Annotated in this window: 16 protein-coding genes; 10 read left to right on the top strand and 6 right to left on the bottom strand. The window is 53.3% G+C overall.

All coding sequences use genetic code 11. The features are described 5' to 3' along the window. Nucleotides 1-285 precede the first annotated feature (285 nt). On the top strand, nucleotides 286-1,017 hold the full coding sequence (gene rph, locus D5366_RS07410; protein WP_141492931.1) for a ribonuclease PH: 732 nt from the start codon (nucleotides 286-288) through the stop codon (nucleotides 1,015-1,017). Next, on the top strand, nucleotides 1,010-1,627 hold the full coding sequence (rdgB, locus tag D5366_RS07405; RefSeq protein WP_141492930.1) for an RdgB/HAM1 family non-canonical purine NTP pyrophosphatase: 618 nt from the start codon (nucleotides 1,010-1,012) through the stop codon (nucleotides 1,625-1,627). Before rph ends, rdgB begins: the two co-directional genes overlap by 8 nt. A 110-nt stretch (nucleotides 1,628-1,737) precedes the next feature. On the opposite strand, the gene D5366_RS07400 is transcribed toward rdgB, so the two are convergent. Together D5366_RS07400 and D5366_RS07395 are read right to left on the bottom strand one after the other, a co-directional pair. After that, on the bottom strand, nucleotides 1,738-3,360 hold the full coding sequence (locus D5366_RS07400) for an ABC-F family ATP-binding cassette domain-containing protein (protein WP_141492929.1): 1,623 nt from the start codon (nucleotides 3,358-3,360) through the stop codon (nucleotides 1,738-1,740). A gap of 126 nt (nucleotides 3,361-3,486) precedes the next feature. After that, nucleotides 3,487-4,347, bottom strand: coding sequence for a LysR family transcriptional regulator (locus D5366_RS07395; protein ID WP_141492928.1), 861 nt, complete (start codon nucleotides 4,345-4,347; stop codon nucleotides 3,487-3,489). A 114-nt stretch (nucleotides 4,348-4,461) separates the two neighbouring features. On the opposite strand from D5366_RS07395, the gene D5366_RS07390 reads away from it, so the two are divergent. After that, nucleotides 4,462-5,505 (top strand): YeiH family protein, encoded by a 1,044-nt coding sequence (locus D5366_RS07390; protein WP_141492927.1) that lies wholly within the window; start codon nucleotides 4,462-4,464, stop codon nucleotides 5,503-5,505. Between the two features lie 24 nt (nucleotides 5,506-5,529). Here the strand turns inward: D5366_RS07390 and D5366_RS07385 are convergent, their stop codons facing one another. Continuing rightward, nucleotides 5,530-7,413: an ABC transporter ATP-binding protein gene (locus D5366_RS07385; protein ID WP_205839576.1), complete on the bottom strand. Its 1,884-nt coding sequence runs from the start codon at nucleotides 7,411-7,413 to the stop codon at nucleotides 5,530-5,532. A gap of 276 nt (nucleotides 7,414-7,689) precedes the next feature. On the opposite strand from D5366_RS07385, the gene nth reads away from it, so the two are divergent. After that, the gene (gene nth, locus D5366_RS07380) at nucleotides 7,690-8,328 is read left to right on the top strand and encodes an endonuclease III (RefSeq protein ID WP_141493891.1); all 639 of its coding nucleotides are present in this window, start codon (nucleotides 7,690-7,692) and stop codon (nucleotides 8,326-8,328) included. 5 nt (nucleotides 8,329-8,333) lie between these two features. On the opposite strand, the gene D5366_RS07375 is transcribed toward nth, so the two are convergent. Both D5366_RS07375 and cysG read right to left on the bottom strand, forming a co-directional pair. After that, entirely contained in the window at nucleotides 8,334-9,281 is a 948-nt protein-coding gene (locus D5366_RS07375) for a glutaminase (RefSeq protein ID WP_141492925.1), read from the bottom strand. Continuing rightward, nucleotides 9,281-10,702 (bottom strand): siroheme synthase CysG, encoded by a 1,422-nt coding sequence (gene cysG, locus D5366_RS07370; protein ID WP_141492924.1) that lies wholly within the window; start codon nucleotides 10,700-10,702, stop codon nucleotides 9,281-9,283. Before cysG ends, D5366_RS07375 begins: the two co-directional genes overlap by 1 nt. Nucleotides 10,703-10,893: 191 nt before the next feature. On the opposite strand from cysG, the gene D5366_RS07365 reads away from it, so the two are divergent. The 3 genes from D5366_RS07365 (at nucleotide 10,894) to D5366_RS07355 (ending at nucleotide 15,200) form a co-directional block, all read left to right on the top strand. Further along, a complete protein-coding gene (locus tag D5366_RS07365; protein WP_141492923.1) occupies nucleotides 10,894-11,517 on the top strand; it encodes an HD domain-containing protein in 624 nt (207 codons plus the stop codon). Nucleotides 11,518-11,525: 8 nt separating this feature from the next. Then, the gene (locus D5366_RS07360) at nucleotides 11,526-12,455 is read left to right on the top strand and encodes a glycosyltransferase family 2 protein (RefSeq protein ID WP_240775211.1); all 930 of its coding nucleotides are present in this window, start codon (nucleotides 11,526-11,528) and stop codon (nucleotides 12,453-12,455) included. Between the two features lie 435 nt (nucleotides 12,456-12,890). After that, complete coding sequence (locus tag D5366_RS07355; RefSeq protein ID WP_205839575.1) at nucleotides 12,891-15,200, top strand: TonB-dependent receptor; 2,310 nt, start codon at nucleotides 12,891-12,893, stop codon at nucleotides 15,198-15,200. A gap of 54 nt (nucleotides 15,201-15,254) precedes the next feature. On the opposite strand, the gene alr is transcribed toward D5366_RS07355, so the two are convergent. Further along, entirely contained in the window at nucleotides 15,255-16,367 is a 1,113-nt protein-coding gene (alr, locus tag D5366_RS07350; RefSeq protein ID WP_141492920.1) for an alanine racemase, read from the bottom strand. A gap of 141 nt (nucleotides 16,368-16,508) precedes the next feature. Here alr and D5366_RS07345 point away from each other — a divergent pair, with 141 nt between their 5' ends. From D5366_RS07345 to D5366_RS07335, 3 genes are read left to right on the top strand one after another with little or no spacing between them, the layout of a single operon-like run. Continuing rightward, nucleotides 16,509-17,909, top strand: coding sequence for a lipopolysaccharide biosynthesis protein (locus tag D5366_RS07345; RefSeq protein ID WP_240775210.1), 1,401 nt, complete (start codon nucleotides 16,509-16,511; stop codon nucleotides 17,907-17,909). After that, nucleotides 17,902-19,041, top strand: a complete 1,140-nt coding sequence (locus tag D5366_RS07340; RefSeq protein WP_141492919.1) for a sensor domain-containing protein — start codon at nucleotides 17,902-17,904, stop codon at nucleotides 19,039-19,041. Before D5366_RS07345 ends, D5366_RS07340 begins: the two co-directional genes overlap by 8 nt. Next, nucleotides 19,041-20,867: a fatty acyl-AMP ligase gene (locus tag D5366_RS07335; RefSeq protein WP_141492918.1), complete on the top strand. Its 1,827-nt coding sequence runs from the start codon at nucleotides 19,041-19,043 to the stop codon at nucleotides 20,865-20,867. The genes D5366_RS07340 and D5366_RS07335 overlap by 1 nt, the downstream gene beginning before the upstream one ends. Nucleotides 20,868-20,941: the final 74 nt, after the last annotated feature.

Raw genomic sequence — 20,941 nt, 5'->3', positions numbered from 1 at the left:
CCTACAAATCCTTTTTTACCCAGCCATTTCAAATATATTATACGATACAACAGTAAGACGAGCATCTTTATTACTTACATAACGGACATACAATTAACTATCCGCCCCATGAAAAATTTATTCCAAGGACCTCTCGAGCAACACACCCCCTCCAATACCGCACGCAAACTAGACAAGAAAACGACCGATTGAGACAGACCCGGCCGTAGAGTTTTAACCTGCCCTGTTCCCCTCGCGCCGAACATGCTCTAGACGCGAGGGAAAATAGAATGACAGGAACGCCTCGTGAGCAACGCATCAAACACCCCCCGCCCTTCCGGTCGGGCTGCAGATGAGAACCGCCCCGTAACCATCGAACTTGGCTTCGCACGCCATGCTGAGGGCTCCGCTCTGATCCGCGTCGGTGGAACAGAAGTGTTGTGCACAGCCTCCATTGAAGACCGCGTCCCACCCTTCCTACGCAATAAAGGACAAGGCTGGATCACAGCGGAATACGGCATGCTGCCCCGCGCAACACACACGCGCGGTAACCGCGAAGCGGCCAAAGGCAAACAATCCGGCCGCACACAAGAAATTCAGCGCCTTATCGGCCGGGCATTACGGGCATGTGTAGATCTCAAAAAACTTGGTGAGCGTACCATTACGCTTGATTGCGATGTGCTTAACGCAGATGGCGGCACACGCTGCGCCTCCATCACCGGCGCGTGGGTTGCACTGGCTATTGCTCTGAAGAAAGCTAATCTTTCAAAGGTTTTGACCGCACAAGTCGCCGCTGTTTCATGCGGCCTTACCAGCTCCGGCGCGGTTCTGGACCTAGACTACATTGAGGATAGCAGCGCACAAGCTGACACAAATTTTGTCCTTACATCCAAGGGTGGGATTGTTGAAATCCAAGGCACCGCAGAAGAATCACCCTTCGAGGAAGCTGAATTCTTTGAACTCCTGCGCCTCGCAAAAATTGGCACAGGCAAGTTGTTTGACGTGCAAAACTTAGCACTGGAAAATTACAATGGCTGAAGCGCAAAGCACACGCATCCTGGAAAAAGGTGCCAAAATCGTGCTTGCCAGTCACAACGCAGGCAAATTGCGTGAATTTTCAATGCTTCTGGCTCAAACGGGCATTACCGTCTTGTCAGCGGCAGAGCTCAACCTGCCCGAACCTGACGAAACCGCAGAGAGCTTTGAGGGCAATGCAGCGATAAAAGCTCTTGCTGCCGCGCAGGCATCCGGTTTGCCAGCTCTGGCAGACGATTCCGGCTTTTGTGTTGCAGCCCTTAACGGCCAGCCCGGGATCTATTCCGCGCGTTGGGGCGGACCGGAAAAAGACATGCATGTCGCCATGAACCGCGTGCAGGCCGAAGCAGGCGATAACCCTAATCGCGCAGCATCATTCGTCGCAGTTCTTTGCCTCGCCTGGCCTAACGGCGAAACACGCTCAGTTCGCGGTGAATGTCATGGGCACACTGTCTGGCCACCCCGGGGAGAACATGGCCACGGCTATGACCCAATGTTTGTACCAGAAGGCGAGACACGCACCTTCGCTGAAATGCCAGAAAGCGAGAAGAATACGCTGAGCCACCGCGGCAAAGCGCTTGCACGCTTTCTAACCGAGTGCGTCGAGGGCTAAAGGCGATAACCACTGGGCTGGCTGATGCGTATGCGTCTTCAGCCCAGAGTGACTCCGCCTTAGCAACACTTTGACCGGCCTATTTTTTAGGCCAGTCAAAGTAGTTTTCATTACTCGTGCAGGCCTGGTGCCTCTCGGCCAGTCCGCTCCACATACTCGCTGTAACCACCTTCATAACGCTGAAGCCCGCCGGGCGTCACTTCCAGCACCCGGTTTGAGAGAGCCGCCAAGAAATGCCTGTCATGGGAAACAAAAAGCATTGTTCCCTCATAATCCTGCAGCGCATTAATCAGCATTTCTTTCGTGGCAATGTCCAAGTGGTTGGTTGGCTCATCCAAAACAAGGAAGTTCGGCGGATCATACAACATCACTGCCATGACAAGCCGTGCTTTTTCACCGCCGGACAAAACACGGCAAGGTTTGTCGATATCATCGCCCGAGAAGCCAAAACCACCCGCCAGCGCACGAAGAGACGCTTGCCCAGCCTGCGGAAAGTTTGATTCCAGCAACTCGAAAATTGTTGCGTCACCGTCCAACAAATCCATTGCGTGCTGAGCAAAGTAACCGAGCTTTACCCCGCCCCCAAGCGCTACGCTACCTGCATCCGGCTCAATAGCTCCTGCGGCAAGCTTCAGTAACGTAGATTTGCCTGCACCATTCACCCCAAGAACGCAAATACGCTCTTGCCGCCGAATAAGGACATCCAAGCCATCGTAAATAACCCGAGAACCATACCGCTTATCGACGCTGCGCAGCGTGGCCACCGCATCTCCTGAACGCGGAGCAGGACGGAAAGTAAACGACATTGCCTGCCTGCGCTTTGGCGGCTCTACACGATCGATCTTATCGAGTTTCTTAACGCGGCTCTGCACCTGCGCTGCATGAGATGCCCGTGCTTTAAAACGCTCAATAAAAGCAATTTCTTTAGCCAGCATTGCTTGCTGACGTTCGAACTGAGCCTGCTGCTGCTTTTCATTCTGGGCGCGCTGCTGCTCGTAAAACTCATAATCGCCAGAGAAGCTCGTTAACGTCCCCCCATCGATTTCAATAACTTTATCGATAATCCGGTTCATAAACGCCCGGTCATGCGACGTCATGAGCAACGCACCATCGTAGCCGGACAGAAACTTTTCCAGCCAAATCAAACTTTCAAGGTCCAAGTGGTTGCTCGGCTCATCAAGCAACATCACGTCAGGCTTCATGAGCAGAATACGCGCCAAAGCAACGCGCATCTTCCATCCCCCAGACAAACGGCCCACATCTCCGTCCATCATTTCTTGGGAGAAACCAAGACCGTGCAAAATCTCTCTTGCCCGGCCATCCAGCGCATAACCGCCCAACTCCTCGAAACGGGCCTGCACTTCGCCAAACCGTTCGAGAATGGAGTCAAGTTCGTCCATCCGTTCGGGGTCGGCTAATGCAGCTTCCAGTTCAGCTAGTTCAGCCCCTGTTTCTGCAACGGGGCCAGCACCGTTCATGACCTCGGCGACGGCGCTACGGCCTTGCATTTCCCCAACGTCCTGATTGAAGAAACCAATCGATACACCCCGATCAACGAGTACTTGCCCGTCATCCGGGATTTCTTGCCCCGCCACCAAACGAAAGAGTGTTGTTTTTCCTGCCCCGTTCGGCCCGACCAGACCAATCTTTTCTCCCTTTAAGAGAGCGGCCGATGCCTCAATGAAAATGACCCGGTGGCCATTGCGCTTACTGATATTATCGAGCCGAATCATGGAACCTCAAAAACGGAGCAAAAGTGTCCCGCTCCAAAACCACGCACAGCCATACACAGCAAGGTAAAGTTGCGGATTTTCTCCCCCAGAGCGGGTGTTTGAAAACAATATCCCGTGGCTAGCCCGCTACAGCATCTTCAAAAGAGCTTCAGCCGCTGCACTACGGTACCGCTCCTTATGGCGCAGCCCATAAAAAGGTCTAACCCCCAAATTGTAAGGCAAAGCATGTAGACGCCCCGCCTTCAGGGCATGTTCCACTACGAAAAAAGAGAGCGCGGCCACACCGCCCCCAGCCTCAACCGCGGTACGCACGCTCTCGTTGGACGGCAAAACGAGAGAAATATCGAGACTTTCAGGCACTACGCCTTGCTGCATCAAAGCTCTATCCAAGGATGAGCGTGTACCTGACCCGCTCTCGCGCATCACCCAACGTGCTTTACTCAACCAAAGCGCATCGATTGTTTCCGTCGTCGCGGTATTCTGCACAAGCACCAGTCGGTCTTCTCCAACGGGCCAACTGGCAAGAGCTGGCTCGTTGACCTGCCCTTCCACAATTCCAAGATCAACACGCCCATCCAAAACATGTTGGGCAGCCTGCTCCGTGTTCCCAACCAAAACTTCCACAGCTATGCGCGGGTAGCGCCCGCGAAACGCGGCCAGAACAGCGGGAAGCCAATATCCCGCTATGGTCTGACTAGCGACGATTTTTAAGGTCCCGTAGTGCAAACCACTCAAAGACGCCAGAGCCTGCTCCGCAGCGTCAGCGCGCGCTAGCACAGCCCGTGCCTCCACAGCAAAAAGGCGACCCGCCTCAGTCAGGCAAATACCACGCCCAACTCTATGAAACAGCTTCACGCCGTGCCGCCCTTCAAGCGCTGCAATGGCGGATGAAACCGCCGATTGCGTCATATTCATCGCCTGAGCTGCAGCAGTCATATGCTCGCGCTCCGCTACAGCCAGAAAAACCTTTAATTGCTCTAAAGTCATGGTCTCATCATGTTTTAAATCATCAAAAATATCGATTAAAATAATTCAAATGATACGTTGGATTAATTGGTCATACCCTGTGTAAACACAACGCACTGGCGGAGGGGACCAAACATGCCATCACAACACACCACCATCAGCACAGCAGAGAACATCTCGGTTCCAGCGGGTCTCATTCCCGGTGTACTCCTCTGTCTGCTCGTCTCTGGTAGCGCTTACGAAATTGAGCATCTGGAGCGTTTGGTTTTCGGGAAAGCATGGGTTGAGGCACTCAATCTCGCCATAGTCATAGGGACTTTAACACCCTCGTTTTTCACAGCAGACGAACGGACAATAAAAGGGGTGCAGTTCTGCTCCAAACCGTTGCTGGAGTGCTCTATTCTACTTTTAGGTGCCTCCATCAGCGCCAAAACCCTTTGGACGGCTAGCCCCTACATCCTCGCTAGCATTGTTGCTTTAGTTGTAGGTACCATAAGCTCAGGCTTAATCATCGGTCGCCTGTTTGGACTCTCATTTCAACGCTCAGCATTAATTGCCTGCGGCAACGCAATTTGCGGCAATTCTGCTATTATTGCTGTCGCCCCGGTCGTGAAAGCCAAAGAAACAGATATTACCGCGTGCATAACCATCACAGCGCTTTTAGGTACGGCTCTGGTTGTTGCGCTTCCACTTTTGGCGCCCATCCTCGGCTTATCAGCACCGGCATATGGTACTTTATCAGGCCTGACAGTATACGCCGTGCCGCAAGTGGTCGCCGCGACTAATCCTGTTGGTATCATGGCCATTCAAACAGGAATGTTTGTTAAGCTTGGTCGTGTGCTGCTTCTCGGCCCCGTCTGCCTGGTACTCGCGCTTCTAATGCCCCGTCAGACGGAGGCAGAGAAACTTCCCCTACAGCGTCTTGTCCCATGGTACATTCCTGGGTTCTTCATTCTCATGCTTTGCCGTTCAGTCGGGGCAATTCCTGAACAAGCACTTATCATTCTCCAACAATCGGCAACCTTTCTAACGGTACTCGCCATGGCGGCACTAGGGCTCCGCGTTAATCCACGAAGCCTTATGCAGAACAACCTACGCCTTCTCACAGTATCCGCCCTGTCGGTTTCAACCGTGTTTATCGGCGCGCTACTGCTGACACGCTGGCTCTACGCTAATTAAAGCCGCTGGCACTGTAGGGCAGCATCACCCTTCCAGCGACTGCAACTCGTACAAACGGCGATAAATACCACTCTCTTGCGCCACAAGCTCCGCGTGCGTGCCGTCCTCTCGCAACTCACCTTGGCTGAACACCAAGAGGCGGTCCAACTCGACAACCGTCGACAAACGGTGCGCGATGACAATCACTGTACGATCCTTCATCAAGCGCCGCATGGCATCTTGCACCTGCGCCTCTGATTCCGAATCAAGGCTAGATGTTGCCTCGTCGAACACCAAGATAGGAGCATCCGCGAGAAAGGCACGTGCGATAGCAACACGTTGCCGCTCTCCCCCGGAGAGCTTGACGCCTCGCTCGCCAACCATCGTGTCGTAACCCTCAGGCAAGCGTTCAATAAAAGAAGATGCATTAGCCTGCGCTGCTGCCTGTTCTATCTCCTCACGCGAGGCGCTAGGCCGTGCGTAAGCAATATTTTCCGCCAAAGTACGATGAAACAAGATCGGCTCTTGCGGGACAATCGCAATACGCGCACGAAGGTCAGACTGCCTGACGTGAGCAATATTCTGCCCATCCACCAAAACACGCCCATCGGTCACATCATACAAACGCTGAAGCAGCTTTGTTAATGTTGTTTTCCCAGAACCACTTGGTCCGACCAAAGCAACACGCGAACCTGCCTGAATGGTCAGATCCAAATTCTCGTAAAGTGCTTTTTTCTGGCCCGGATAACAGAAGCGGACATGCTCAAAGCGAATTTCGCCGCGCTTAATATTTAACGCCTCCGGCTTTACTGGGTCCGCTATGGCAGGCTCACGCTGGAAGACAGCCACCAACTCTTCCATCTCATTCACCGCACGCTGGACCTGACTCACCTGCTGGCCAAGATCACGCAAGTAACCCTGAATAAGAAACACCATCGTCAAAACATAAGCGATATCGCCCGGCCCGGCTTTACCTTGCCACCAAAGCCAGACCGCCAAACCTATCATCAACATCCGCATGCCAAGGGACGCTAGAGCTTGGAGGTTCGCGCTATTGGTGCCACGTATCCATGTCTGTAAAGTCCGCCCACGCCAGCCGCGAATCACACGATGCAGACGTTTTTCCTCGCGCGCTTCTGCGCCAAAAGCCCGGACAACGGCGTTACACGTCACCGCATCCGCCATTGCGGCCCCCATCTTGGTGTCCCAAGCATTAGCTGCACGCGCGGTTGGTGCCACATAACGCAGCGTAAGCACGATTGAGAGCCAAGCAAATAAAACGACGAAAATACCGAGAGCCGCACCCATTAATGGCGAACGTACTGCCAACACGACCGTCGTACCTAGCAACACCAATACTTCTGGCACAATCAACAGCAGCAGCGTGTCATCCAGCGTGTCAATTGCCCAGATACCGCGCGTCAAGCGCCGCACGGTCGAGCCCGCAAACGTATTTGCATGCCAATCTGTTGAAAAGCGCTGCACCCTCGCAAAAGCCGTATCAGCAATGCGCTGCATAATGGCCAGCGTCAGATGCGAGATACCAATATAAGACGACCGACGACCAAAAAGACCAACCAACCCCAGAACAATTAACCCCGTCACCATCAGCGTTGCGTCGTCGCGCAATGCCAGCAGGGCCTTATCTACGACGGCACCCGGCCCAGCGGTATGTTGGGATATATCGTTGACCAGACGACCAGCGAGCACTGGTGTCGCAATATCTGCCAGCGTGGCCATAAAAACCCCCGCCAACGTCTTCGCCAGTAAAGACGGGTGGTCCAACCACCGCCGCACGACAAAGCCGACAACTTCCGTAAAGGGGATGTCAATTTTACGTCCCTCACGCTGTTGAGCTGACAGGACAGATGAATCTTCAGACACAGGATACTCCACCGCTCTTGTCCCACAACGCGAGCAGTTATTCATAAGTCAGTATTATTGAAAAAGATCGTTACCATTGTGGGGGATGAGCACCACATTGTGCAATGCCGCCCCCTCTGTTTGGCGAAAGTTGTCCAACCAAAGCCCGTACTGGCGTAGTTCTGACCTTCTACCCTGCGGCACAGCTCAGCACTGAATAAAAACGCTTTCAGTCATTATGGGAAAGCCTCGCTTCTCGCTCTCCAAGGCGTTAATATCCCCAACATGACCCGCATAGCGACAAAAACTCCCCGCGCTTCCAAGCCCAAAACGCCCAAGCCGATGACTTTGAAAGCCGTGGACGCTTTTATCCGCGCCCTCGCTGCTGCAAATCCCAACGCGGAAAGTGAGTTGATCTATAACAGCACGTTCGAGTTACTCGTAAGCGTCGTACTATCCGCTCAAGCCACAGACGTCTCTGTCAACAAAGCAACACGCGCTTTGTATGAAAGGGCACCAGACGCACGCAGCATGGCCACCCTTGGTGAAGAAACAATCGGCGAATACATCCGCACCATCGGCCTTTGGCGCAGCAAAGCCAAAAACGTAGCCCTACTTTGTGATCAGCTTCTAACACTTCACGGTGGGGAAGTCCCATCAGACCGAGACGCCCTTGAGGCATTACCCGGTGTTGGGCGCAAAACGGCAAATGTGGTTATGAACATCGCCTTTGGCGCTGATACTATGGCCGTGGACACACATATTTTTCGTATCGGCAACCGCACAGGCCTCGCCCCCGGCACAAACACGCGCCAAGTCGAAGACGGGCTCGTCAAACGTATCCCAAAAGGCCTGCTACGGGACGCCCATCACTGGCTTATCCTTCATGGCCGCTATGTATGCAAAGCTCGCCGTCCAGAGTGCTGGCGCTGTACCGCGACGGAATGGTGCACCTACCCAGAAAAAATTTTAGCCCCTTGAAGAAGCTAGGCCATGTGGCCGCTTGCCCGAAACACATTCCATCCTGTCGCCTGCACCAAACGCTCTAAGGCCAACGTACCTAATAGAGAATTTCCCTGAGCATTCAGTCCCGGCGACCACACTGCAACTGAGGCAACACCCGGAGTAATGGCCAAGATTCCACCCCCCACACCGGATTTGCCGGGCAGGCCAACCCGGATGGCAAACGCGCCCGAGCCATCGTAATGCCCGCACATCATCATAAGCGCGAGAACTGTTTGGGCTTGACGGGTCGACATAACGCGCTCCCCTGTCCGCGGATTTATCCCCCCGGTCATAAGATAGGCCCCCATCTCAGCCAGTTGCCCGCAGCTCATCGTCAAAGCGCATTGATGAAAATAGAAATCTAGCGTTTGCTCAACTGGATTAAGAATATTATCAAAATTCCGCATGTAATTACCAAGGGCCAAATTGCGGAAACCCGTCTGTGCTTCTTGCTGCGCCATCACCCGATCAATGACGACCGATGCAGGGTCGCGCGCCAGTGGCCGCAAGAGATTTAATAGCGCATTTTCGGCGCCCACCCGCCCAAAACATGAAACTAAAATGTCCGACACAACAATAGCACCCGCATTAATAAACGGGTTGCGCGGGATGCCATGCTCACTTTCCAGCTGAATAATCGAATTGAACGCACTCCCCGACGGCTCTTGCCGCACGCGCTGCCACAGACTGTCCCCTACAGCATCTAAAGCAAGTGTTAGTCCAAAAACTTTCGAGACACTCTGAATAGAGAAAGGCTCATCTGCATCACCAAAACGATGAAACGTCCCATCAGCCTCAACAACGGCCATGCCAAATTTAGAGGGATCAACACAAGCCAGCGGCGGAATGTAATTCGCCACCTGTCCGCGCTCAGCAATGCCCTGCATATCCTCAACGATACGGGGAAGAATATCTTGCAGCATCGCCATTATTCCCCGTCTTGCGGAGACACAACACGGTGCTCCACTACTTTTCCAACGATCACCAATGCTGGCGAGGCCACGCCAGCGTCCTGTGCCAATCGCGGGAGCGTTTCGACAGTTCCAATCAAAACACGCTGTCCTGGCTGTGTTCCGCGCTCAACAATAGCAGCTGGCCAATCACGCGGCAGCCCGTGCTCACACAATCCATCCATGGCGCGCTGAAGAGAAGAAATACCCATATAAATCACCACTGTCTGCCGACGATCCGCCATGTCCTTCCACGGCAAGTCCAGCACACCGTCAGCCTTTGCGTGGCCCGTCACGAACAGACAAGCCTGAGCGCACTCACGATGTGTCAGCGGAATTCCCGCATAAGCCGCACAACCGCTAGCCGCCGTAATACCCGGAACTACCCGGAACCGTATCCCGGCCTCCAGCAAAGACTCAATTTCTTCTCCACCCCGGCCAAAGATAAAGGGGTCCCCCCCCTTTAACCTCAAAACTCTCTGGCCGGCACGCGCATGGCGCACCATCTCAGCATTGATTTCCGCCTGCGGGAGAGTGTGTCTGTCACGCTTTTTACCGACAAAAATCAGTTCTGCGTCCCGTCGAACACGGCCCAGCAGCACTGCTGGCAACAGATTATCGTAAAGCACGACATCAGCGTTTTGCATGTAATGCAATGCCTTCAACGTCAGAAGATCAGGATCTCCCGGCCCTGCCCCCACCAACCAGACCTCGCCTGTACGACCATAACCATCCAGTAAACTCTGCAAATAACGGTCCGCTGCGGCAACATCTCCTGCACGTGCTGAATCGGCTCCCGGACCATCCAAAAAATCTTCCCAGACGCGCTTTCGGTCCTGCGTCTCTGGCCAGCGGGCGGACACAGTTGGACGACGAGACTGCATGTATTCCGCCAACTGCCCCGTGCCCTCCGGCAACCAGGCCTCAATTTCCTGACGCAAGCGCCGGGCCAATACTGGCGCGCCACCTGCCGTTGCGATTGACACGCGCACCATCCCACGACGTACTTGGGCTGGTGTAATAAATGTCGATGGTTCAGGGTCATCAACTGCGCAAACAGGGATCCCCATACGATCAGCCATCGCAGCCACAACCCGATTTACGGCCCGGTCATCCGTTGCGGCATAAACCAGCCGACAACCCGGCATAATCCTCTCAAGCATTGCTTCATCAACACGGCCACCAACATGCAAAGCCTTGCCTGTTTCCACCCATTCCTGAACGCCGGGTATTAAACGATCCGCGACTATCTCAATGCGTGCGCCATGATCGAGCAGCAACCGTCCTTTGTTGATGGCAACTTCACCACCCCCGACAAGCAAAACCCGCGCCCCTTCAATCCTGACTGAAATCGGGAACCATCCTGTTTCAACGAGAGGTACGGAGGCATCGGCGCTCATGTTGTCCATCTATCTTAAAATCACTTATCTCAATCTTTATACACAGCCCTTTGTCGCACCAAGTTTAAAGCTAGAACACCCCTCACCCACAGCAACATGCGCAGCAAAAGCTCACATTAAAGACTACAGGCAAAGACTATGCTAAACACTGAGTGAAACACATTTAGAAACGGCCTGAAAAACGGAGAACCATGGACGCGACCACAACCGCAGATCTCGCTCTTTCTCGGGACAGCATCGAGAAACGACTGACCTTCCTGCGCGAAGCCTCGCGTCTTAAAGAAGTGATGCGCCGGGCCTTTACCATCAATGGCCTACAGGAAAGTACCGCAGCTCATAGCTGGGGCCTGTGCCTGATGGTGATGACATTTGCCGACCACTTGCCACCTGAAATCAACCTCATAAAGCTTTTCAAACTGTGTATTCTGCATGACCTCGGCGAAGCAATACACGGCGACATCCCGGCGACTTCTCTGGCCGCGTCCGCTGGGAAAAGCGCGCAAGAGAGAGCAGACCTCATAAGCATTATGACAACCCTGCCCTCAGAATTACAGTCAGAGTTTTTGACTCTATGGGATGATTACGAAAACGCCACCAGCCCCGAAGGACAACTCGCAAAAGCATTCGACAAGCTCGAGACAATATCTCAGCATATTAATGGCCAAAACCCTGCAAATTTTGAACATGACTTCAATTTGCGCTACGGCACAAAATACACGAGTGCTTCCCCGCTTACACAAGCAATTCGCGAAGTCCTTGACGAAAATACAACGCGCCTGAGCGAACTGTCGATTATCTCCGCGCAGAAATTATGAGCCACATCATGTCGCACCCTACCGCCGTCGTCATTATTCCCTGCTACAACGAGGAGGTGGCCATTGGGCAAGTCGTCAGCGAATTTCGCGCGGCCCTTCCTGAGACGCCGATCTACGTTTACGACAACAACTCAAGCGATAACACAGTGGCCGTCGCGCAATCCGCAGGGGCTATTGTCCGCACCGAAACCCTGCAAGGCAAAGGTCATGTCATCCGCCGGATGTTCGCTGACATTGAAGCCGATTACTATATTCTCGTTGACGGTGATGCGACTTACGAAGCCGCAGCAGCCCCAAAGCTACTTGAGCATGCGCAACAAAACGGTTTGGACATGGTCAATGCTGCACGAGTGACAGACCGAACAGCAGCTTATCGGCGCGGACATGTTCTCGGTAATCGCGTTTTGACCGGCATGGTCACGCTGGTTTTTGGCCGTCGTCTGACCGATATGCTCTCTGGCTATCGCGTATTTTCACGGCGGTTTGTGAAATCATTCCCAGCCCTCTCTTCCGGCTTTGAAACCGAAACAGAGCTAACTGTACATGCCCTTGAACTAAATATGCCTATTAGCGAAGTAAAAACACGCTATATAGAACGACCACCCGGGTCGAACTCCAAACTACGCACCTATTATGATGGAATTCGTATTTTAAAAACTATTGTTGAGCTCGTGAAACAGGAAAGACCACTCTCTTTCTTCACAGGGATCAGCTCTTTTCTTATACTTTTAGCGCTAATTCTCGGTACCCCTGTCATTATCACCTACCTCAAAATCGGCCTCGTTCCACGATTGCCGACGGCTCTTTTGTCAACGGGGCTGATCATTCTCGCGGCACTGTCTCTGACCTGCGGACTAATACTCAATAGTGTTACATTAGCTAGAAAAGAACAAAAGCGTTTAATTTATCTATCTTATCGCTCCTCACCGCGCTCTTAATACCTGTCGTCTTTGAGTGATATAACCAATTATATTACTCAAAGACGTAAAAATCCCAAATAAACACGAACCGCAGCATATTTAAATGCAGCGAGACAAACCTCTCCCGACGCCCCTGCCATGTCAGGCCGGGAGGGTGTTCCATAAAACCTTCACATAATGTCATATTGTTTTTTTTAAAATTATGAAATATTTCAATCATCAGTATTAATATGGATTTAGATTAAATTTACTTATATTTATAAGTAAAAACTCTAGCCATACCTTAAATAACCTCAATAATTTGGCTTAGAAATGAAAAAAACATCTATATTACTTTTATCTACAGCCCTGTCATTTACTATAAATATATCAAATGCTCAGGATAAGGTGAAAAAAAACCACACAACACATACAGGATACTCTAATAAATCTCCGGCCGCCCCTCCAAATAGAATGCCATTACCGAAAAAAGCCAATGCCGCGCACGCACCGGCAAAATCGCATAATGGCGGACTAGAGGACATTGTTGTCACTGCCCAAAAGCGACCTGAAAATTTACAAAAAACACCCATTTCCATTTCTGTGATGAACGCCAAAGGGCTTGCTGACCGACACATCATTTCACTTGTAAATCTAGCAGATGGCTCCATTCCCTCCCTGCACATCGAACCCTTCGCCGGACGTAGCTCCGCCCTGATTGTAAATATCCGTGGCGTTGGCGTGCTGGGTGATAGCAACCAGCCAGCACGAGACCAAGGCGTTGGCGTTTATATTGACGGCGTGTATTTCGGCCGCCCCCAAGGTCTTGGCGCAGCGATGCTAGATGTCGCAAGCATTGAAGTCCTCAAGGGACCGCAAGGGACTTTGTTCGGCCGGAACACTGAAGGCGGCGCTCTCAATATCATCACACGCCGGCCTTCTGGTAAATTTAAAGTTCGTACCAGCGGCAGTATCGGCAATTACGGCAGCAACTTAGGCGAACTCCACGTCGATCTTCCGGCTTTCCACGATATAGCCGTTAAAATTGATGCTATGACCGCACACCGGGATCCTCTAACCGAAAACCCACTCTCCGGTGCCAGTGGCTTCAATCAGTACGACCGGCGCGGTGTTCGTGTCGAAGCACTGTGGCGCCCAACATCCACTTTTAGCGCTGATTACGCCTACGACAACAACTACGACAGCACGACATCAATCTACAGCCAACACCTTGCTAATGGTACGAACAAGCAGGCGGCTTTAGGAATTTTAGAGACATCGCGCGTTAAACGGTCTGCCGTTGGCACACCCGAACAACCTAGTGTCGGCAAAAGTAACGGCCATCGCTTCACAGCAGAATGGCAAGCACTCCCTAAATACCTGACATTAAAATCCATTACCGCTTACCGCGAACTCTCACAATCTCAATATGATAATGCTGCCGTATCTTCCAGCATGTCGAATACGAGCGGCGATTTTACCAACTATACATTTAGCCGTTATAGTTTAGCGGCATTCAAACAGCACCAAATCAGCCAAGAAATACAGGCTATCGGTGACCTTCCGCACCTGCGCTATGTCGGCGGCTTCCTCTATTACCATGAGACCGTTAGCGACAACGCACAAGCCTTCTACACCAATCAATTCACAAACGCCGCTGGCAGCGCGTATCAACTACTCACCGGCCCTGCATACACAAATTATGCACTCCAGCGGATCGATCGCGCCAGCCGGGTAAATACAGCCAGCCTCGGTGTTTATGGGCAGGCTACTTATACACCATCCATCTTGAGCGAAAGATTTCACCTCACTGGCGGTCTACGCTGGTCCCGTGACTCAAAAGACGGACATCTGCTGACCGTTAACGGAGCACTTCCGGTCAACCGTAACAACGTCAGCGGCGCAATCCCGCTCGAGGCAAGCTGGTCGCGCGTTGACCCCATGGTCAACCTCGGCTTCGACGCTGCAAAAAACATTTACACTTACGTAAAATGGAGCACTGGCTATAAATCTGGTGGTGCAAACTCTCGCTCCCAAAATTACGACGCCTTCGCCCCCGAAACGATATCCATGTTTGAAGGCGGCTTTAAATCAGAGTTTTTCAACCACCATGTTCGCTTCAATGCCACAGGCTATTACGGCATTTACAAGGACATCCAGGTCGACTTCCAGCGCCCTTACCAGTTGGGCAATCAGCGGACAAACCGGACAACAATTTCAACCTTCAACGCGCCCGGCGATGGCAATGTCAGCGGAACCGAAGCAGAGTTGACCTTTATTCCATATAAAGGCGTCGAGATCGGACTTTCTTACGCATATAACCACGTCCATATCCCGCCTACTGCCAACCCTTACCCCAATGCGAATGGCACCATTCTTTCAACTTTAGTGCCTATTTATCAGGTCGTTACGCCGGCACATTCCGGCAGCGCGCAAATCAACTATACTCGGCCATTTGAGAAGTTTACCTTGCTTGCCCATCTTGATGGCAACATCAATTCCGGCTTCTACTCCAGCTCGACAGACCCTGTGTATATTGGCCCAAACAACCCGCGCAATGTCTACCAACCCAAAGGCAATAGCGGCCTGATCGTTAACGGCCGCATAGCTATTGCCCATGTCAAAGTTGCCAACAGCTCCGCGAGTGCAACATTCTCCGTCTGGACCCGCAACCTCTTTAACAAGCAATACGTGTATGACCAGACTTTGAACGTAACAACCGGCATACAAGGCTACATCAACGAAGCGCGCCAATTTGGCGGTCAAGTCGACGTATCGTTCTAATCAATCGTCCAAGCGCGGCACACGCTCCCACAGCTATGCCGCGCTTGAAAACGCTTAAAGGTAAACGCGATAAAACCGCGCACCAAGAGACGTTAGAATTTCATAGCCAATTGTTTTACCACTCGCGGCGAGTGCATCCACGCTCTGCTGTGCACCCAGTACAGTAACAACATCGCCCGGCTCTAAATCTACTGGCGCATTGGTCAAATCGACCGAGATACTATCCATCGAAACACGTCCCAGCAAAGGCAGTCGCTGCTCGCCATACCAGACAGCCGCGCTACCTGCCTGCGCGCGGAAGAAACCATCAGCATAGCCAATGCCAAGCGTAGCGACGCGTGTCGGCCTTTGAGCCTCCCATGTCAGGCCATAACCGATACGCCCACCCGCAGGGACCGTCCGGATTTGCGTAATCCGAGCCATTAGCCGAGCAACCTGCCCTAACGACGGCGTATCATCATTGGGTGCGACACCATATAAAGCCGCTCCGGGCCGTACCAATTCAAAATGGTAATCTGGCCCAAGGAAAATGCCTGAAGACGCAGCCAATGAGCGTGGAACACCTGGAAAATACTCGGCCATCGCCAGAAAATTCTGCCGTTGAGCCGCATTGGCCGGATTTTCAGGTGTGTCTGCACACGCCAGATGACTCATCACCAGACAGGGCGCAACACCATCAAAAAGGCCTTCCTCTGCAATATCTTCCGCAGACAAGCCAAAGCGAGACATGCCGCTATCTACTTGAACAGCACACGGCAAGGCCTGCCCGTGATCCGCCCCCAATGCGGCCCATTCACGAACTTGTGCGACGTCGTTCAACGCCGGAATCAAATTATGTTCATGTAGTAGCTTGGCGCAGCCGGGCATGAAGCCGTGCAAAACGAAGATACGCGCTTCGGGCACAACCGGCCGCAGGCGAATTCCCTCTACCAGATGCGCCACAAAAAAGGTCTTTGCGCCCGCCTCATAAAGCGTAGGAGCAATCTGCTCCGCACCCAACCCGTACCCGTCAGCCTTGATAACCGCAGCGCATTCCGCATCACCCGACAATGCATCAAGGTGGCGATAATTATCAGCGAGGACACCACGGTCAATGGTGAGCCAAGCCCCTGCCATAGCCTGTGCGGGAGGTAGAAGCCGATGGTCTTTTGGGGCAGATGCGAGCATGAATGTAGAACCAAAGCGAAAAATACATTAGATTGTCATCGGTACCGACTTGCCGCGAAAATGCAATATTGCTTCGGTCCACCCCGTTTCGATTCTTCTCGGCGTCCCTATATATGGTGCCATCCATCATTGTGATGGCCGATGTTTTATGAAAGTTTCGCCCTACTGATGCCGGAGTCCAACCTCCCAACACAATCGCTCAAGCCGGGTGGCGTCCGCCGTGTCATGCGTAATCTCGGTGTACTACTTGGCGGCCGTGCAGTTAATGCACCGTTGAGCCTTGTACATATAGGCCTCGCTACGCACTTGCTTGGCAGTTACGGCTTCGGCCTGATCGCCATGATGTACGCCTTCGCCCGAACGATTGGTGACGTTGTTGACTTTCAGTCTTGGCAAACAGTTCTGCAATACGGTCTGCGCCCTTTAACGGATGGGAACCGGCGTGAGTTTCAACGCATCGTCGCTTTTAGTCTTTTACTCGATATAAGCGGCGGCATTGCCGGGCTAGTCATCGGCGTCATGATAAGCGTCTTTGCAATGCACTCCCTCGGATGGCCTCCTGAAATCCATCGGATTGGTATTCTGTACTGCTTTTCCATTTTATTTATGGCTTCCGCCACGCCTACGGGTCTTCTACGCGTTTTCAACCGCTATGACCTGCTAGCCGTTCAGGGGACAGTCGCGACATTTATCCGTGTCATTGGCACGGCTGCCATGCTTCTGGCAGGCCCATCCGTGGCCTTCTTGGCTGCTGTTTGGTTCCTAGCCGAAGTCGCAGCATGGGCAACGATCTCTTTCATGGCCCTCAGCGAAATGATCCGCAGAGAAACGCATATTGGCTTCAGGGAAGCATTTTACAGTGTAGTATGTGATCTCGCCCATCGCCGCTTTTCGCGCAATTATCCGCGTTTGTGGCGCTTTGTTTTTTCTACGAACATCAATTCAACGCTGGCTCTCGCCTTTGGGCATATCGGCACACTGGTAGTAGGGGCATTTGTCGGGCCAGCCAGCGCCGGGTATTACCGCATCGCCAGCCAGATAGCCGCTGGAATAGCCAAGCCCGCAACCCTCATTCAAACCACAGTCTACCCAGAAATGGCCCGCTTGTGGCGAGACCGCGCCATGTCACGTCTCAGGCGCCTCACGGTGCAGGTTGCGCTGACCGCAGGTGCCATCGGCACCGCATTGCTCCTCATAACATTTTTTGCTGGCGAGCCCCTTTTGCGCCTCTACATCGGCCCGAGTGGCGCGATTGAAACCTTACCCGTCACACTGTGGCTGCTGGCAGCCGAGGTCGTGACTGTATGGGGACTTCCCCTTGAGCCACTTCTCTTTACCATTGACCGCTCTGACGCAGCCATTATCGCCCGCTGCCTAGAATGCATCCTTTTCTTGCCCGGCCTTATATTGGTTGTGCAAAAATACGGCCTGAATGGCGTCGGCCCCACCACTCTCGCCGGCGTCACTTTGCTCATTTGTATTCAGCTCGTATTCGTCCTCCGTACGCCGCTGCACACAAAGACGGGCAAAATAAATGCCTGATAAAAAGGTCGTTTTCCCGCTCATAGCGCAACAACACCAAGCGCTACACGCACTCCCCATCGCATTTGAGCTGGCAGCGCGGCACCCAAACATCTCCGTCGATATTGCGTGCCTCACACCGGGCCATTTCAAGCTGGCACAATTCATCGCGCAGCTTTACCCGGAATCCCGCCCTCGCCTCACGCTGCTGCCGCTTTCCCCACGCCACCGCGAGCGCATAGAAACACGTGGCCTACGCGTCATTGACCGTCTTTACGGCCTCTTCCGCTCCCGCCACTATCTCAATACTTTCGATGCCATTATTGTGCCTGAGGCAACATCACTTTACCTGCGGCACATGGGCGTGAAAAAACCACGCATGGTGTGGACTGGGCACGGAGCCGGCGATCGCGCAATAGGCTTCGCTCAACATTTGAAAAAATTCGACTTCCTTCTTCTGCCCGGGCAGAAGGTCGAACAACGCATGCTTGCCGAAGGCATAGCCCGGCCCGGCGATTATTGCCGTGGAGTATATGGCAAATTTGACATAGTGAAACGGCTACAAAACAAGCCCACAAAACTGTTTGAAACTCAGCGCCCGACGCTGCTCTACAACCCCCATTTTGTAAAACGTTTTTCATCTTGGCCTATTATGGGCGAGAAACTTCTCGAATATTTCGCACGGCAAGATGAATTTAATGTGGTTTTCGCGCCACATTTCCGACTTTTCGACAACAATAGACGTGACGCTGAAAGGCTGCGCAACCGCTACGGAAACGTTCCGCACCTTATCATAGACACCGGCAGCCAACGCAGTATCGACATGACCTACACCTTGGCTGCAGACCTCTACATAGGTGATGTGTCCAGCCAAGCTGCCGAATTTGTCCTTAAACCGAGGCCTTGTCTCTTCCTGAATGCACACCATGTTGCTTGGAGAAGCGATCCAAATTATTTGTCATGGACACTTGGCCCTGTGTTAGAAACCCTCGACGACCCTCACGCGTCTATTGCTCACGCTTTCAGAACGCATCCTGAGTTTCTTGAGACACAGCGTCAGTATCTGTATGACACTTTTGAAACACACGGCGACAAAGCAACCGCTCCAATCGGGGCAGACGCCATAGTCGCCTTCTTGCAACGAGCCGTATAATGCCCGGCATTTCTGAAACCGGCATTTCTAAAGAAGCGAGTCCAGGTTTGACCGAAGCCACCCAACAACCACACCAGCCTTCCACACCGGCACAGCCCACCCCGAGCCGCTCAGGTATAGACCGACGCTACGGTGATTTCCCGAGCTTCCCTGCAGCTCTGGACTATGCGGCACAAGGCGAGAGTGGCTTCAACATATACTCAGGACGCGGGCAACTGCTTGAGGCATTGCCGTACCGTACCCTCCGAGTGCAGGCCGTTGCCATGGCGCGCCGACTGCTCAACCTTGGGCTAACACAAGGCGACCGTGTTGCCATCGTGGCTGAAAGCGACGGTGACTTCGCCCGCATTTTTTTCGGCTGCCAATATGCGGGCCTCGTCCCTGCACCGTTGCCTCTCCCGGTGGCCTTCGGCGGGCGTGACGGCTACATCGCGACCCTGCGCGGCATGATCAGCAGCGCGGGCGCACGCGCCGTCATCGTACCGGATGTGATCGGTGGCTGGACCACTGAAATTATTGACGGGCTGGACCTCGTTTTCGGCGGCTCCCCTGCCGAACTCAGCGCGCACGATGCTCCAGAGATCTCCTTGCCGACCATTAAAGCGGACGGTCTCTCTTATCTCCAGTTCTCTTCTGGCAGCACCCGCTTTCCTATGGGCGTGTCTGTTACCCAAACAGCAGGTATGGCAAATGCTCGCGCTATCGCTCACGATGGCCTGCAGGTCCGCCCCTCGTCTGATACAGAAGATGATCGCTGCGTTTCGTGGCTCCCCCTCTATCATGACATGGGCCTCGTCGGGTTTTTCCTGACGCCCATGACCTGCCAGCTGTCTGTGGACCTTCTTCCAACGCGGGAATTCGCGCGGCGCCCGCATGTCTGGCTTGACCTCATCAGCCGCAATAAAGGTACCATCGCCTACAGCCCATCCTTTGGCTTTGAGCTTTGCTCACGCCGCAACGGCGCTGCAGAGTTGGACCTGTCACGCTGGCGCATTGCAGGAATTGGCGGCGACATGATCCGCCCTCACATCCTCGAAGAGTTTTCAGAGCGTTTCGCGGCAAATGGTTTTAGCGGGAAAGCCTTTGTCGCCAGCTACGGCATGGCTGAAGCCACTTTGGCCATTAGTTTTGCCCCACTGAATAACGGCGTCCAAACCGACACCGTAGACCTGCGCCGCTTGGAAAGCACGGGAATCGCTGTGCAGTGCAACGACCCGTCTTATGCATTGCGTACCTTCGTACGCTGTGGCCGCGCTCTGCCTGAACATGCCATTGAAGTACGTGACCAACACGGCAACCCGCTCCCAGACCGGCGCGTCGGAACCGTTTACGTCCGTGGGCCCAGCCTCATGGTAGGGTATTTTGGCCGCCAAGACGAAACAGATGCTGTTCTGGACGCACAAGGCTGGTTGAACACAGGTGACCTTGGCTACATGCTGGATGGTGAAATTATCATCACAGGGCGCGCCAAGGATCTTATTATTATCAATGGGCGCAACATTTGGCCGCAAGACCTTGAGTGGTCCGCCGAAAGTGCTATCGAAAGCCTCCGCTCACGCGATGTCGCCGTCTTTTCAATTGATGGTGAGGAAGGCGAAACCATTACTGCCCTCGTGCAGTGCCGCGCTAGTGATCCAACCATGCGCGACCGCCTGACGAACGACCTTACATCGCTGTTCCGTCGTGATCATGGCGTTGATGTCCGCGTTGTTCTGGTACCCCCCCGCACATTGCCCCAAACCTCCTCCGGCAAGCTTACCCGTGCCAAAGCAAAAGCAATGCTGCTATCCGGCGCATTTGAAGATGCAGAGCACTCTGCCGCTTAAAATGCCATACCCCCGCCACAGAGCGGGGGCATACGCATTTGGGATTTACGGCCCGGGGTATCCTGCCGCATAAC

It is taken from the genome of Neokomagataea tanensis (genome assembly GCF_006542335.1).
Lineage (GTDB): Bacteria > Pseudomonadota > Alphaproteobacteria > Acetobacterales > Acetobacteraceae > Gluconobacter > Gluconobacter tanensis.
The sequence above is the reverse complement of the archived record's forward strand: the minus strand, read 5'-3'. Positions and strand labels throughout refer to the sequence as shown.

Excerpts from the sequence above, each read along its gene's own strand:
- D5366_RS07400 (WP_141492929.1), bottom strand. The coding sequence starts at position 3,360 with ATGATTCGGCTCGATAATATCAGTAAGCGCAATGGCCACCGGGTCATT.
- D5366_RS07395 (WP_141492928.1), bottom strand. The coding sequence starts at position 4,347 with ATGACTTTAGAGCAATTAAAGGTTTTTCTGGCTGTAGCGGAGCGCGAG.
- D5366_RS07360 (WP_240775211.1), top strand. The coding sequence starts at position 11,526 with ATGTCGCACCCTACCGCCGTCGTCATTATTCCCTGCTACAACGAGGAG.
- D5366_RS07340 (WP_141492919.1), top strand. The coding sequence starts at position 17,902 with ATGCCTGATAAAAAGGTCGTTTTCCCGCTCATAGCGCAACAACACCAA.
- D5366_RS07390 (WP_141492927.1), top strand. The coding sequence starts at position 4,462 with ATGCCATCACAACACACCACCATCAGCACAGCAGAGAACATCTCGGTT.
- D5366_RS07335 (WP_141492918.1), top strand. The coding sequence starts at position 19,041 with ATGCCCGGCATTTCTGAAACCGGCATTTCTAAAGAAGCGAGTCCAGGT.
- rdgB (WP_141492930.1), top strand. The coding sequence starts at position 1,010 with ATGGCTGAAGCGCAAAGCACACGCATCCTGGAAAAAGGTGCCAAAATC.
- D5366_RS07385 (WP_205839576.1), bottom strand. The coding sequence starts at position 7,413 with ATGAATAACTGCTCGCGTTGTGGGACAAGAGCGGTGGAGTATCCTGTG.
- D5366_RS07365 (WP_141492923.1), top strand. The coding sequence starts at position 10,894 with ATGGACGCGACCACAACCGCAGATCTCGCTCTTTCTCGGGACAGCATC.
- D5366_RS07355 (WP_205839575.1), top strand. The coding sequence starts at position 12,891 with ATGCCATTACCGAAAAAAGCCAATGCCGCGCACGCACCGGCAAAATCG.
- D5366_RS07375 (WP_141492925.1), bottom strand. The coding sequence starts at position 9,281 with ATGGCGATGCTGCAAGATATTCTTCCCCGTATCGTTGAGGATATGCAG.
- alr (WP_141492920.1), bottom strand. The coding sequence starts at position 16,367 with ATGCTCGCATCTGCCCCAAAAGACCATCGGCTTCTACCTCCCGCACAG.
- D5366_RS07345 (WP_240775210.1), top strand. The coding sequence starts at position 16,509 with ATGTTTTATGAAAGTTTCGCCCTACTGATGCCGGAGTCCAACCTCCCA.
- nth (WP_141493891.1), top strand. The coding sequence starts at position 7,690 with ATGACTTTGAAAGCCGTGGACGCTTTTATCCGCGCCCTCGCTGCTGCA.
- cysG (WP_141492924.1), bottom strand. The coding sequence starts at position 10,702 with ATGAGCGCCGATGCCTCCGTACCTCTCGTTGAAACAGGATGGTTCCCG.